The sequence below is a fragment of the Oscillatoria nigro-viridis PCC 7112 genome (assembly GCF_000317475.1).
Lineage (GTDB): Bacteria > Cyanobacteriota > Cyanobacteriia > Cyanobacteriales > Microcoleaceae > Microcoleus > Microcoleus nigroviridis.
On the sequence record NC_019729.1, the window covers coordinates 5,069,398 to 5,084,236 of the forward strand.

A 14,839-nucleotide genomic window follows, 5' to 3' on the forward strand; every position below is an offset into this window, starting at 1 on the left:
TGCCGTAGCCGAGCGCTTGGGAAAATATCGGCTTTTTCTTCCCCATTTTTGAGGGCGCAGGTGTGTTTGCGCCGCCCACTACCTTGAGTCTTAGTTGTCAGCTACAACTTAAAGTTCGAAGGAGACTTTGTACTTGGGATCGCTTGGAGGCACATTACGATTCACTAAATCAGAGACTGTTTTGGTATTTTGGATAATTTCCCAACCAACCTCAGAAAAAGTTTCCTTATTGAAGACTTTAGGCGATAACAAAGGATTAGTTAAAGCTTGGGAGAAAGCATCAATGCCAATTATCCGTGCTACTAAAGGCGGAATTGCTGAATTTTTCCGGACATCTTCAGCGTACAATCCGACAAATAATTCAATCTTATCAACATGACCGTACAGCTCTTTTAATTTCTGTTGAGCGTATTCGTCACCCGTAATTTGATTGAAATCAGTCACCCTGGGATAACCACACATTTCGCGGTAATCGTTATAACTTGCTAACTGCGCCTGCCGTCCGAGTTTAACAGATGCTAGTTCGGTAGCATCAATAAATGTATAGGGTGTTCCTGCGATCTTAAAATCAGGTGTGTTAAACAAACCAATTCTAGTGCCTGGTTGGGAACAAGTTTCTTCCATCAATGCACCCAACCCTTTATCGATTAACATCTGATTATTCCAGAGGGAATCGTACATGGATTGTTCTTTACCGTCATAGATAAAGGTTTCCGGAATCGCACTATGCCAGCGATAGACAAAACTAAACTCAATCGCCATCCAATTTTCTCGATACCAACTTTCCTTGGTAAAAGCTTCAGGATCGGCAAAGAACCTAAAATTATAGGGCGTAATGTGGAAAATGTACTCTTCCATAATGATATTGAGAACAATCACCATGAGAATATTTCTCGCGGTTTGGAAGAGCCTCTCATCGTCCCATTCCGGATAGCTTTTGGACAAAACATCACAAATTCGATTATGCTCCCTGATACATAAAGTGTTGAGCATGACATAGCCAATTTGGACGTTTGCCCGTTCAACTCCCATTGCAAATAGCTTGCTTTTCTTTTCGGGGGGTTGTCTTTTCTCATCATTAAGGGGTGCATGAAGACCTTCAAATTGAGGATCGATAATACCCTGCTCGGGATCGGCATAATAAAAGAGTGGATACTCTTCTTCTACGCCATCTTTGCGCTTGAGTTTTTGGGTTTTAAATTTACCGTCTTTGAAAGCTCTGAGCATATTTGTTTGTTTGCGGGTCAACCCGTAAACATTACACATATCAATCTGATGGTTGGAGGTATTTTTGAAGCGGTTTTCCTGATCGATCCGGAGAAAACTATCTGTAAACCACTGCACCCAATAGGGAAAAAGCAGAGTCGATTTTTCCGAATAAATGGTTTTTCCGTCTCTTTTTTGGAATAAGGTCTTTACTTTGTCCAGTGGTGGTAAATTTCCTTCTTTGTTAAATTCCGGATCGGGAGGTAAATGTCGCCCAGTATAAGTCTTGTCTGTCAGTGAATCCCAAGAGATATAGGTATCAGTTTTCTTGGGAATATCTGTCCCTGGAATTTTGGGATCTAAGCCCATTAAGCTATAGGGAAGCGGGCGAGTTGGAAGTTTGTAAATGATGCTATTGAGAAAAAATTTGTTTAGTTTACGTTTCAGAGGCTCGTAACTTTGAACTAAGTTCCAAATTGGTTTGAAATGAGTCAACGTATATGCTAAAGCTTTGTTGCTGAATCCATCTCTAGATGTATCTCTTGTCATGATTCCTTTTCCTTTCGATTGTTGTAGATTAGGTAGATTACAAAGTCTTCTGATGTTCGGTTCTGAGAGTTTGATAAAGTTCGATCAGTTTTCTGGATTTTCAATTACTTTGGAGAGAATTTTTTGCAAATTCTTAGGCCGATAGTCTTGGCGTTTTTTCAATCGCTCGATCGCGCTTTCATGAAGATCCTCAAGGGTCTCTCCCACCTCGCGCCACTTGATTCCTGCCAATTTGAAGAACCCAGGATTGTTTTGAAATGGAGCCTTATAATCAGGCTTGATATCCTCAATGGCTTCTGGATCGAATTCCAGCTTCAATTCAAAGTCACTGATTTGATCCAACATCCACTTCAAGACAGCATCTGATAACCCGCGGTATTCTGGCGTACCACCGCCGATGCAGCCATGTTCGCCTGGAAACCAAACTTGACGAAGCTTCTGGTTCGGGGCATCAGGATTTTTCTTCATCAGGGTAACATCAAAGACTTCGCGAATTTCGTCGATCGCAACGGCGTGCAACGCATTCTCAATATCCTTATTTAAAGTGGTGTCGTGGAATTTGTACCTTGTTTTGATCTGTCCCTCAAACTTCTTCAAGGCGGGTACAAGAGGAATACCAAGGGCTCCAACGGTGTCGAAACAACCAAGCAAGGTAATCGGGACGCGATCGCCCTTATCTTTGCCGAATTTTTCGCGGAAACTCTTTGCTTCCGAATGCTTTGGTGAAATCTCTCGCTTACGGTAAAGCTCGTAAGCTTGTGATGCCATGGTAACGTTACGGCGGGATAGGAGACCGGAGCAATAGATCATCCCCGCTAGACTCCTGACTGTGTAAGCACCGCGACTGAACCCGAATAGATAGATTTCGTCACCCCGATCGTAGTTGAAAGAAAGAAAACGATAGGCATCTTGGATATTTTTATCGATTCCCAGCCCAGTGACTCCGCCCACAATCTTGTTACTGTCTACTCCAATTCCCTCGTCATAAAACACGATCTGCGGAACCCCGTCACTGGCTGTCCGTTTCACGGCCTGGGCCAGCCTAACCACATTAGTTGGGCACTGAGTATCTAGTTTGTTCCAAGTTCCATCACAGCAAACTATCAGACGTTTCCCTGGTTTCGTCATTTTTATATTCTCTCTTTGAATTTGACATTGGAGAGCGAGCTGTCTTTGGTAATCGGTTACAAGAGAATTGCCAATTCCGGTGTTTCTATCGCCTGACAGCGTTCGCCGATCGTTGATTGCTGGAAATCGATATTTTGCTGGCAATCTTTAGCTTTTGCGATTGTCAGGATAGTCTCAAAACACCATCTAGTCTAGTTGGCTGTATTAAAATGTGAAATTTATTTATATTTCTTAAACAATAAATAACAGAGTGAAATAGTAGCTTTGGTTCTGGGAAAATGCTCGATTCTCTTAAAACGTAAAAAATTTAGAGAGTGAAATAGTAGCTTTGGTTCTGGGAAAATGCTCGATTCTCCTAACAGAAGTAGCTATCCGACGCCATAGCTAACAAACCTTTAAACACATTTACGCTCTGCCAGATCGGTTTTTAGAACAGCTATATTTTATCGATTTGTCCGTAGGCTGCAAGATATAGCCTTTCTCAGAAAGATGAGGTACTCCGCGGGCTCCGTGGGCATCGGGCATGGGGCTCCGTGGGCATCGGCCTCCGTGGGCATCGGCCTCCGTGGGCATCGGGCATACCTCACTTTTTTGAGAACCGCTGTAATAATGAGCTATTTGTTGCACAAGTAGCAGGTTCGATGCTCTGTTTGAGGTGAATTTTTGTTTCAGTCACTCTCAGTTTTTCTGCGATGTGGTTGAATTGTTTAACAATCTGTAGGTTTTTCTGGTTTCTCGATCGGTAAATTTGTGTGCAAATTTTCTAGCCCCGGTTAAATTTGAAGCGTCCAAAAGTAGGGACGATCGACCGCAGCGACTGGCTGCGGGGTTCTCGCACCAAAACCAAAGGCAGCAAGCCTACCAGCCGCACAGCAGCCGAGAGGGCAAACAGTGAGCCCAAACTCATGCCTGGAAGTTCGGCAAGAAAGCCGCCGGCGGTAGTTCCCAAAGCCCCAGCTAATCCCGAAACCGCTGCGCCGATCGCAAAATAAGTCGAAGGTTGCTCGATCGACGCTATCTCCATTTGAATATTGTTAGTACACAGCCCGATCGCGCCTAAAGTCGTTCCCCCCAGCAAGTGCAGCAGCGGCAGCCACACCCACAGGGCAAAAGGGTAATTGCCCGTACCCAACCACAGCAAAGGCGTCAGGGCCACCACCAGCCCAACCGCAATTAGCAGGGGGCGATTTCCCCAGCGATCGGCCAACTTGCCCCAAAACATCAGCAGCAGTAGATTTGCCCCGGAACTTAAGCTGGTGTAAATCGTTACCCAACTCACATCCAAGCTTAAATCTTTCAGCAGGTAGATATTAAAAAAAGGCGCGCTGAGATTAATAGCAAATGTCCAGATGCTGAAGTAAAGAATAAACATTAAAAAATTAGAATTTTTCAGCACAGAAGGGACAAAATCTGTTATTTGCTTTGCTTTTTTCTCTGTAAGTCGATCGCTCAGTGCATCTTTTTTGTATACCTGGGGATTCACATCAACCATGAAGGATTGACACCCCAAACTAATCATTCCCGCCAAAACAGCCACCAATAAAACAATACCGTAGCCAAAAATTGGATCTGCGCCCCAAGTTGACACTCCCAATCCCATCAACGGCACTCCGAGCAAAGTGATGAGGCTGACAGCACTGTTGCGAAAGCCAAAATAGCGTCCCCGCAAGCGCTGAGGCACTACGGCAGCCATCCAACTGAACCAGCTAGAATTGGCAAAAGCTGCCAGCACGCTAGCTGCTACGACTGTTACCAGTGTCCATTGCAGCAGTTGGTGGAGGTCTGCGTGCTGGGAACCCCAAACAATTGCCACCGCGAGCACCAGCCACAGCAGCCGCGAAACGCCGAATACAAATAGGTTGTACCAGTGGCGGCTGGTTGTCCGGTCTGCGATGTAGGCTCCTAATGGTTGCAGGAGATTTACCACCATCGGAATAGCAGAGAATATACCTATTTCCACGCTGCTCGCCCCCAGTTGCAGCAAGAAGTTGCTCAGCAGCACGCCGGTGGTCGCCGACTCGAAGACAGCGGCAAAAACGCCGTCTAGAGTTGAGGCTTTCAGGGTCGATCGAACCTCTTGTTTAGAAATTTTGAGATCGGTTTTTGGAGGGAGAACGAGCTGAAATATTTTCGGGTCTACTATGTCTGGAGTCTGAAGAGATAGAGGTTCATTTAACTCTGCAACTGGTTCAACCATAGTCAATCGATTTTAGATTGGAGATTTTAGATTGGAGAATTGAAGTAACAGGGTTAGATAAAACCAGCCCCACCTTCAAGAGGTTAGCTCGAAAGTAGGACTGGCACGTCCGGGTAATTCATATCAATATAAATGACTTGCAATCGCTAGGACATCAACCGCTTGGGAGATATAAATTTGCTAATTGTAAAAAAGTAGGTTTTAGGGCTTAACAAGGAAGCGATCGCAGCATTTCGCCTGCCAAAAATTTCTCGAATTCCGCCTCAAACAAGCCGCCCCAAGGGCCAAAACAAATTTCGCGCCCGATCGTCCATTCCGCTCTGAAACCTTTAGGGCTAGCTAAATCTATAGAATGAAAGACGATCGACTTGCCGAGTATAGCTGCTAACTATTTCTACCTAATTCCTGGAATCTGTTTGTTCTGTGCCAGCGCTCGCGATCGAGATTCCGGGTTTTTTGTGAAAATCGCCCCCAGGTGCCGGTAAAGCTTCGGAGTGGGTTATTGGCGAGCCTCTACGTTGGCGTAGCCCCCGTAGGGACGGGCTTTCCTTCGGATCGCGAAAGGTAACGCTAACGCACCTCAAAAAAGCGTTGCTTGCTTCAAGGCAACTCACAGGACAAAATTCTAGTTGACAAAAATTACTCTAACTGCAGATAATAGCAAACCCTAGAATTAAACTTAAACGTTGGAGAGATATCACTGCTAAGGTGTGATGTCGATCATCGGCAAATTTACGGATTTCTGCATTTGATCGTGACCAAAACTCAACCTTTATCCGGGTATACACTGCCAGTATTTGCCTGTGCGGCCGCACTTGCAGCTTTGCGGTGCTTGCGTGAGGGTATTCACTCGCTAGATAGCGTATCAGTAAATTTACTGGAACCGCAAATAACAGCAGAAATTCCGATCGAACAGGCGTCTGTACTCAAAACTGGTACCGCTTTAGGAGTGACTCGCTCCGATCCGGGGGACAATCTCGATCTGACTCGCAATACCCCCGTTTGGGCAATGGTGGAATTGGGAAGGTGGAGAGAGGGAGAGAGGGAGAGAGGGGGAGAGGGAGAGCAGATTGTGATTCTCGGCGGTGAAGGTATAGGGCGTCACACAGTCGGTGGAGGAGCGGCAATCTATGATTACGCAATGCGACTGTTGCGATCGAATCTGAGCCTAGAACTCGCACGGGGAGAAAAAATTACTGTCACCCTGATTCTGCCGTCAGGGCGCAAACTAGCCACCCGGACTTCTAACGAAGCTTTCGGCGTGGTAGAAGGACTTTCGCTGCTGGGTACAACTGGCATTTCTCAACCCCTCAGTGCCCCCGGACAGTTGGAACTTTACCGCGAACAACTGCAACAAAAAGCCGAACTGTTTGACTGTTTGGTTTTCTGCATCGGCGAAAACGGTTTGGATTTGGCGCGACAACTGGGGATTAATCCCTCTAGGCTAGTCAAAACCGCTAACTGGCTCGGCCCGCTGCTGGTAGAAGCAGGATATCAGGGCGTGCAGTCAATTTTGCTGTTTGGCTATCACGGGAAACTGATGAAATTGGCGGCGGGAATTTTTCACACTCACCACCACCTCGCTGACGCGCGCCGGGAAATTCTCACAGCTTACTGTGCTAAAGCTGGAATGCCTGCCGATGCGTGTTCCGCAATTTTTGCCGCAGCGACGGCGGAAGATGCTCTCAAGCAATTGCGGGCTTTGGACGCCGAGTTTGGGAGCAATTGGGTCGATCGAATTTACGGCGACATCGCCCGACAAATAGACTTGCGGTCATCGGATTGCATTTTTACTCACACTAACTTGCACGTCCCCGTGGGATCGGTGATGTTCGGGCGCGATCGCAAAATTATTGTTAAAAGTGACATAGGAGATACATTTTTGACCCAAATTTGTTAAGGTAGTGTGAATATCCCTGAATTCTGTTTCAAACATCGGTCAGGGATAATATTTAACAAATAATAATTCTCTGTCCCTAGACCTTAATTATACTAGGTTGCTTGTGGAAGTTATTTCTGAAGCAAAAATTCAATTAATTAGGGGAAGGCTCGAAGTAAATCTATGCTTGCCCTGTACCCGATTAATCGACTAACATCGCTGACTGCAATCTAGTATAAATAAGATTTATTCCTAGCGACCAATGGTTCCTCGCCTTCCTGAGAATTGTACTGAGACCGCGACAGATACCTCAGCTACTTTCGACCCAATTAGCACTTAGCAATTACGCAATAACCGTGACTACTCAAATAGAAACTGAATCCGTTCTCACAACCTCTTTTCGGCAGCAGATAGATCGCCAGATTATCGTGATTCTCGACTTCGGTTCGCAATATTCCGAACTGATTGCTCGTCGAATTCGCGAAACTCAAGTATATTCAGAAGTTATTTCTTACCGCACTACTGCCGAACAGTTAAAAGCTATCAATCCTAAAGGAATTATTCTTTCAGGAGGCCCGAGTTCTGTATACGATGAAAAAGCACCCCACTGCGACCCAGAAATTTGGAATTTGGGAATACCGGTGTTGGGAGTGTGTTACGGGATGCAGTTGATGGTAAAGCAGCTCGGAGGCACGGTTGAGCGGGCTAAGTTAGCCGAATACGGCAAGGCATCGCTATTTATTGACGATCCTACGGATTTGCTGACAAATGTCGAAGAGGGCAGCACGATGTGGATGAGCCACGGAGACTCCTGTACCGATCTGCCGACGGGTTTTGAGATCCTCGCTCACACTGACAATACTCCGTGTGCTGCTGTTGCTCACCACGAGAAAAATTTGTACGGCGTTCAGTTCCATCCAGAAGTAGTTCACTCGATCGGGGGAATAGCTTTAATTCGCAATTTTGTTTACCACATTTGCGAGTGCGAACCGACTTGGACGACAGCTACTTTTGTGGAGGAATCGATTCGCGAAATTCGAGAGCAAGTGGGAGATAAACGAGTTTTGCTGGCTCTATCCGGCGGTGTAGATTCTTCTACTTTGGCTTTCTTGCTGCACAAGGCGATCGGCGACCAACTTACCTGTATGTTTATCGACCAAGGGTTTATGCGGAAGTATGAACCAGAACGGTTGGTAAAATTATTTAAAGAGCAATTCCACATTGACGTTGAGTATGTTAATGCTCGCGAACGGTTTTTAGCTCAACTTGAAGGGATTACCGATCCTGAAGTAAAACGCAAGCGGATCGGTCACGAATTTATCAACGTATTTGAAGAAGAATCGAAGCGTCTCGGCCCCTTTGACTACCTCGCACAAGGTACTCTTTATCCTGATGTGATTGAGTCGGCTGACACTAATGCAGACCCGAAAAGCGGCGAGCGAGTTGCTGTTAAAATTAAAAGCCACCACAACGTGGGGGGTTTGCCGAAAGATTTGCGATTTAAGCTGATCGAACCGCTGCGAAAACTGTTTAAGGATGAAGTGCGAAAAGTCGGCCGGTCGATCGGACTTCCCGAAGAAATTGTGAACCGACAGCCTTTCCCGGGCCCGGGATTGGCGATTCGGATTATAGGAGAAGTTACCGCAGACAGACTAAATATTTTGCGGGATGCTGACTTCATTGTTCGCCAAGAAATTAACCGCCACGGATTGTACGGCGAACTTTGGCAAGCTTTTGCAGTTTTGCTACCGATTCGCAGTGTAGGGGTGATGGGCGATCAGCGCACTTATGCTTACCCGATCGTCTTGCGATTTATTAAGAGTGAAGACGGGATGACGGCTGATTGGGCGCGGGTTCCTTACGATTTGTTGGAACTGATCTCGAACCGGATTGTGAATGAAGTTAAGGGGGTGAACCGAGTGGTTTACGATATTACTTCTAAGCCACCGGGAACGATCGAGTGGGAGTGATTTGTAGTTAGCGGTTAAGTAGGCGGACTGATTTTTTGTCTGTCTACTTATTTTGATTTTGGATAAAAGGGCGATTCCCCACATTCCGCCCTTTGATATTATGTCCGGTAGATTACCCCTAATACGGTAGGGGCTCCCCTCACGCAAAATATCTGCCAACAATCTCCAATCTCAAAAACCCGCCCTTTTAATCGCGGTCACTCGATCGGACATGATATGACTGTCACATTCAGATATTTTTGACCAAGCCATGAGGTTTGCATCAATTGTGAGGGAATTCTCCCTCAAGAGTCGCCCCAAGGGCAGAATGTCGGTTGTACAGGGTATTCCAGGTTTATGAAGTACACCCTAGAAACCGGGTTTCTTTACAGTTCTCCCCTCTGGCAGTGATTCCGTTGCTCGAAACCAGGTCGATCGCGATCTACATCTACATGGAATATGCTGTAATTGTTCCAGCGCTGCATTGGTTTCAATGTTGTGACTTCGATCACTGGTAACACAGACTTGGTTCACCGAAGATTTTCAGTATTATCACGGAAAAAAACCAGCACCATCACTTGCTCTTAGGAGAAACCACGAGATGATTAAGGTGTCGAGTTCAAAACAATCCCATGTATCCAGTTAATCTTCTTCCCGGCGCTATCAACGAATTAATTGCCACTGTCACCGATACTCACCGCGTTACCAAAGCTGACCGCTACGGCATAATGGCCGCCATCCTCGATGAGTCGATCAGTGAAGAAGAACGCGGCTCACTCGATCGTCTGATTCGCTCCCTGGTCAAAGGTAGGATTCAAGTCAGTGATGAACTCTCCATCGTCTCGTAAGCAGAAAGCTCGTTGAGAACTCGACACTCTACAACAGCTTTCGATTGGGAAAGTTGAGACCAGTCACTGATATGGCGATCGCCCTATACAACGATAGCTTTTTGTTTGACACTCTCCTGGCTAAAGCCGAGGAGATTCTTGATTCGCAGAATCAACTTGCCGGTGCAGAATTACTTCAACATCGGTAGCGGTCAATTCTCCACAAGCGTTCGGATCTAAGATCCAAGTTCCGACGTGCCCCGCCGTACTCAATCCCCGACTCAGGATATTTTTAGCTGCGTTCCAGTCACGATCTAATACGCATCCACACCGACAAGCGTGGGTTCGCGTTGAGAGACTTTTCTTAACAATTGTTCCGCAACTAGAGCATTCTTGACTTGTTCCGTTAGCTGGTACGGCAATCGTAATTCTTCCGAATACTTTGCCAAAATATTCCAGCCAAATTCGGAACATATACCAAGATGCGTCGTTAATCGATTTTGCTAGAGAGTGATTCTTCACCATATTTTTAATCCTCAAATCTTCGTAGACTACGCAGTCGTTAGACTGGATGACGCATCTTGCCAACTTCAGGGCAAAATCTTTACGCTGTCTACTTATTTTGAGGTGGCGCTTCCCTAGAATCGCTCTAGCTTTTTTTCTGTTTTGTGAACCCTTGACTCGTTTTGAAACTCGTTTTTGGGATTTCTTCAACCTGCGTTCTCCCTTGCGGAGGAAACGCGGGTTATCAACTGCAATGCCATTTGAGTCAGTGTAAAACTCTTTAAGTCCTACATCTAACCCGATGGCGTTACCCGTGATTTCAATCTTTTCAGAACGGTCAACTTGAATGCAAAACTGGACATAATATCCGTCTGCTCGCCTTACCAAGCGTACTCGTTTGATTTGACTGCGCTGGTAGAAATGCAAGTCGCGGGTTCCTTTTAATTTAAGTTTGCCGATTCCTTTTTTATCGGTAAAAGTGATTGATTTCCGGTCATCTGCCAGACGCCAGCCCGTAGTTTTGTACTCGACCGAGCGGTTGTCTTTCTGGAATTGCGGAAACCCTTTTTTTCCTGGGACTTTCTTTTTGCAGTTGTCGTAAAATCGTGAAATCGCCGACCACGCTCTTTCTGAACTCGATTGTCTGGCCATGCTGTTTAAGTCGTCGCAAAACGGGAATTCCTTCGCTAGAATGGCGCTGTATTTATTCAAGTCGTATTTGTTGACTTTTTCGTTTTCCATCCAAAAGCGCAATGCTTTGTTGCGGATGAACTGCACCGTTCTAATTGCTTCGTCTACAGCGTCAAATTGCTGCTTTTTACCCGATGCTTTGAACTCAAAAACTAACATGACTTCGACCTCATCACGATAGTCTTATGCTACCAGAGTCGGCTTAATATACCTCTAGTTGTTCACAAAGATTTACATGGTTTTACTTGACAGCGCCATCCTGAGAGCTCAGAAAATAGACTGGGAGGCTAAAGCCTCCTTACCCCTTTCATCCCCGGACTAAAGTCGCGGGGTTTTCAGGGTTTTATTTATAATGCAGTTTTGACATAGACGATTAGCGTTCGCAACTTCATAAACATTATGACGGATACCATCCAGCATCTCATTGAGCCACACATTCAAGATTTGGGTGGATTCCAAGCCCGCCGCTTGCTTCCCTCAGACGTTCTAGCACTTGTAGGCCCGTTCATCTTTTTTGACCATCTTGGCCCTGCGGTGTTTCCACCCGGCCGGGGCGTGGATGTCCGGCCGCATCCGCACATCAACTTAGCAACAGTCACCTACCTGTTTGAAGGTGTTTTGCTGCATCGTGATAGTGTGGGCAGCGTTCAAGAAATCCGTCCTGGTGCGGTGAACTGGATGACGGCAGGGCGAGGCATTGTCCACTCTGAACGCACGCCTGACGACGATCGCAGCAAAGAAGCCATCCTGCATGGCATCCAAACCTGGATAGCCCTTCCCGATGAATACGAAGAAACCGACCCCTGGTTTCGGCATCATCCGGCTTCTGAACTGCCTGTTTGGGAGGACGCAGGAGTTTCCTTCACCCTGATTGCGGGTGAGGCCTATGGTCGCACTTCCCCAGTTCAAATATTTTCACCCATGATTTATTTGGACGTGCAACTGACTGCTGGAAGAGAATTTACCTTACCGGGCCATTACAGCGAACAGGCGGTTTACAGCGTAACAGAGGGGCTTGTTATTGATGGAGTGCCTCTGGAACAACATCGGTTGGCAGTTTTCACTTCCGGCACTGAAGTAAACATTTCTGCTTCAGGCAAGGCTCGTTGTATTGTGATTGGGGGTGAACCTGTTGGTGAGCGCCATAAGTGGTGGAATTTTGTTTCGAGTCGCCACTCGCGCATTGAGCAAGCTAAACTCGATTGGAGAGAGGGACGGTTTGCTCAGGTTCCTCAAGAGACAGAATTTATCCCGCTGCCAGAAGAGCCGCCTTCTCAAGCAGAGCAACCGTTGTAAATAACCGCAGCGATTTAAATTAAAAAACTGTTTTTTGATTCAGAATTCGTCTTTTTCACCTGACGGGGTTGTCACCCCGTCAGATTGGTGGATTGACAGCCGGGACAAATCATAGATTTTTTTTAGTTGATTAGAGCTTTTGCTTGTACCGTAAATATGCAACGCTAATTAATTAGGTGACAATATTGTAGGGATGATTGATTAATTGGCCCGAGAATTTTAGGAGGGTAATTATATCAAGTCCGATCGAGCGATCGCCATACCGCAGCGTATGGAGGGTTGACGAATATTTGCATTGGGAATCCGAGTTCCGGGTGAATCCGTCCCTAAAGGATTGGGAGGCTTTCGTAACTATCGGCCTATATTCCGCTTCATTCGATCGAGTTCTTCGTCTGCTTCCCAGCGTTGAAACTTTTCTTCTAAAGGGTCTGCAGCCGTAAAACTGCTATAGTTAGAACTCTGATTCCAACCCTTTGTATCCCAATTCTGCTCTGTTTTAGTGGTAGTTCGAGTTGCAGCTTCTGCCGCTTTTGCTCGCACTTCTTTTCGCCGTACTTGAATTTGGCGGTACAGTTCTTTTGCTTTTTCAATCCGTTCTTTGCAGCCTTGCATTTGACCCCAGCGCTGATTTCCCTGACGCAGCAAAGCTGCTTGCCGCTCTTGGGCGGCTTGAGCTAAATCGAGCCTTTGAGCAGCTTTAGCTTTGTTGATTCGCTCGTTCCAGCGCTGAATTTCTTGAGCGGCGGAGAGAATTTCGGCTTGCAGTTTTTTCTCTTGTTTTTGGATATCGAGAATCAACCGCAGAGTGTCTTCTTCTTGTTCCTTCAGTTGTTCTTCTATTGCCTGCAATTCCAGATGGGGATTGCTACGCAAAAATTCTTCTAATCTGGTTTCTAGAAAGCGGCTGAAATCATCAAATAAGCCCATTTTTTATAATTCCTCAGTCATCAGTTATGAGTCATTAGTCATTGGTCATTAGTTATTAGTCATTGGTTCTTAGTCACTGGAGATCGATTATCTATCCTTAGTTGTTAGTTATAGCAGAAGAAAGTTTGGTAACGAATTGGGGAAGCGATTTAACGGATAGAAGGAAGAAGCAATAAGAGCAATGGTTTCAGCAATTAAGAACGTTTTGCAGGTTCCTAGATTATATCATTTCCGGTTACACCGGAACGATGTTAACTGTTGACGGTTGACTGTTGACGCCGCGAACAGTTAACACTCAACCGTCAACAGTCAACTCGAATTTACTATTCCGATCCTAACGGATTTGATATTATAACTGTTTTCACTGCTCGTGAGGTACAGCCCGATCGCTGCCCATTACTGATTACCGATGACCTAACTCATAACTAATGACTAATGACTCATAACTGATGACTGATTAGAACTTTTGGCCGACAAAAACCGATCGCACATCTCCTCCCTTGCGAATCACTGCTTCTTGATTTTTGATTTCTGCCAGCGTCCAACCGCTAGCGCCGATGCTTTCCCCCACATAAATTCTGCGGGCTACGCCGTCTACTTCAAACAAAGCAGCCGATCGATCGCCCAACTCCAAAATCCCTACCAGCGTGTGGGCGGAAGTCGGGGCGCTGCTGACGGCCGGTGCGGATTGCTCGGGCGCGGGCGCCGATTGCTGGGCTGCAGGCGCTGGTGCCGGTTCGGTTTCGCGAGCCAAAATCTTTGGCTGGGGAGACTCCGAGGGGGAAGGGGAAGCGGCGAGGGGAGAGCGAGTGCCTGCAGCGGCGATCGCACGACCGGAGGCTGGAGCAGCCGGCGAGGGGGAAACTGCGCTGGTTTGAGGAGCAGCCGGAGCCGCAGCTACCGGAGCAGCCGGAGCCACAGTCACCTGAGCGGGGGGAGGGATGACCACAACTTGGGGTGCTGGGGCTCCCGGCTGCGAGGCAGCTTGTTCCAGGGCATTAGCAATGCGGTTGACTGCTGTCGAAAGACCTGCAGTTGCCGGCGGCGCGCCGGAAATTGGAATGCTCGGCAGAGTCCCTGGGGTGGGGGCTCCGGGAACTCCTGCAAGTTGGGGGTTAGGTTGGGGTGCTTTTTTTTGTTCGATCGCTTCTAGGGAGCGCTGCACGTATTCGACAAACTGGGTGTCTGGTGCTTTTTTGCCACTTGCTGCGGGTGTCTCTGGTGCGCTTGCCGCGGCGGGCAAGCGCACGAGTCCCGACCGGCTTGCCAGCCACAACCCCATGACTAGCAGCAGCGACCCACAGGCTGCTCCCAGCAGGATTCTGTCGAAGGATTGTTTGGACTGCTGTTTTTTGGCTGTTTCTAGGGCGACTTGGCGGGCGATCGCTTCTACGTCTTTTTCGTCCCGCTGCGGCTGGGGGGGTGCCAACTGGGACAAAACTATTTGAGGTACCGAGATCGACTTGAGCGCCACGAATTCAGGCTGCACTGGTTCCGATGGCAGTCCGCCGCTACCGTCGAATGCTCGATCGACTCCTTCAAACAGTTCGTCCATCAACCGATCGGCGTAGGACTCTACTGCCACTGCTTCGGCTGGCACTGTTTCCACCGTCGCCCTCACGGCGATCGGATCTGACGCTGATTCCAAAGACATCTGTTCGGCGATTACTTTTTGAGGCATAGTTTT

Annotated in this window: 11 protein-coding genes; 4 read left to right on the top strand and 7 right to left on the bottom strand. The window is 47.1% G+C overall.

Going from position 1 to position 14,839, the window contains the following annotated elements:
• Positions 1-108: 108 nt before the first annotated feature.
• The 3 genes from OSC7112_RS21255 to OSC7112_RS21265 form a co-directional block, all read right to left on the bottom strand.
• Positions 109-1,755: a peroxidase family protein gene (locus OSC7112_RS21255; protein WP_015177834.1), complete on the bottom strand. Its 1,647-nt coding sequence runs from the start codon at positions 1,753-1,755 to the stop codon at positions 109-111.
• An 84-nt stretch (positions 1,756-1,839) separates the two neighbouring features.
• Entirely contained in the window at positions 1,840-2,883 is a 1,044-nt protein-coding gene (locus OSC7112_RS21260; RefSeq protein WP_015177835.1) for a T6SS phospholipase effector Tle1-like catalytic domain-containing protein, read from the bottom strand.
• Positions 2,884-3,646: 763 nt separating this feature from the next.
• A complete protein-coding gene (locus OSC7112_RS21265) occupies positions 3,647-5,080 on the bottom strand; it encodes an MFS transporter (RefSeq protein WP_015177836.1) in 1,434 nt (477 codons plus the stop codon).
• Positions 5,081-5,834: 754 nt separating this feature from the next.
• Here OSC7112_RS21265 and cbiD point away from each other — a divergent pair.
• Positions 5,835-6,980 carry a cobalt-precorrin-5B (C(1))-methyltransferase CbiD gene (gene cbiD / locus OSC7112_RS21270; protein WP_015177837.1) on the top strand — a complete coding sequence of 382 codons (1,146 nt, stop codon included), beginning with the start codon at positions 5,835-5,837 and terminating at the stop codon, positions 6,978-6,980.
• 347 nt (positions 6,981-7,327) lie between these two features.
• Entirely contained in the window at positions 7,328-8,929 is a 1,602-nt protein-coding gene (gene guaA / locus OSC7112_RS21275) for a glutamine-hydrolyzing GMP synthase (protein WP_397319592.1), read from the top strand.
• Positions 8,930-9,294: 365 nt separating this feature from the next.
• Here guaA and OSC7112_RS41875 read toward each other — a convergent pair whose 3' ends face one another.
• On the bottom strand, positions 9,295-9,429 hold the full coding sequence (locus tag OSC7112_RS41875; RefSeq protein WP_263053539.1) for a hypothetical protein: 135 nt from the start codon (positions 9,427-9,429) through the stop codon (positions 9,295-9,297).
• Positions 9,430-9,540: 111 nt separating this feature from the next.
• Between OSC7112_RS41875 and OSC7112_RS21280 the strand changes: the two genes are divergently transcribed.
• Positions 9,541-9,756, top strand: coding sequence for a hypothetical protein (locus tag OSC7112_RS21280; protein WP_015177839.1), 216 nt, complete (start codon positions 9,541-9,543; stop codon positions 9,754-9,756).
• A gap of 120 nt (positions 9,757-9,876) precedes the next feature.
• On the opposite strand, the gene OSC7112_RS21285 is transcribed toward OSC7112_RS21280, so the two are convergent.
• Entirely contained in the window at positions 9,877-11,088 is a 1,212-nt protein-coding gene (locus OSC7112_RS21285; RefSeq protein WP_015177840.1) for an RNA-guided endonuclease InsQ/TnpB family protein, read from the bottom strand.
• Between the two features lie 240 nt (positions 11,089-11,328).
• Here OSC7112_RS21285 and OSC7112_RS21290 point away from each other — a divergent pair, with 240 nt between their 5' ends.
• Positions 11,329-12,225, top strand: coding sequence for a pirin family protein (locus OSC7112_RS21290; protein WP_015177841.1), 897 nt, complete (start codon positions 11,329-11,331; stop codon positions 12,223-12,225).
• Positions 12,226-12,576: 351 nt separating this feature from the next.
• On the opposite strand, the gene OSC7112_RS21295 is transcribed toward OSC7112_RS21290, so the two are convergent.
• Both OSC7112_RS21295 and OSC7112_RS21300 read right to left on the bottom strand, forming a co-directional pair.
• Positions 12,577-13,152, bottom strand: coding sequence for a TIGR04376 family protein (locus OSC7112_RS21295; RefSeq protein WP_015177842.1), 576 nt, complete (start codon positions 13,150-13,152; stop codon positions 12,577-12,579).
• A 457-nt stretch (positions 13,153-13,609) separates the two neighbouring features.
• On the bottom strand, positions 13,610-14,833 hold the full coding sequence (locus OSC7112_RS21300) for a hypothetical protein (RefSeq protein WP_015177843.1): 1,224 nt from the start codon (positions 14,831-14,833) through the stop codon (positions 13,610-13,612).
• Between the last annotated feature and the right edge of the window lie 6 nt (positions 14,834-14,839).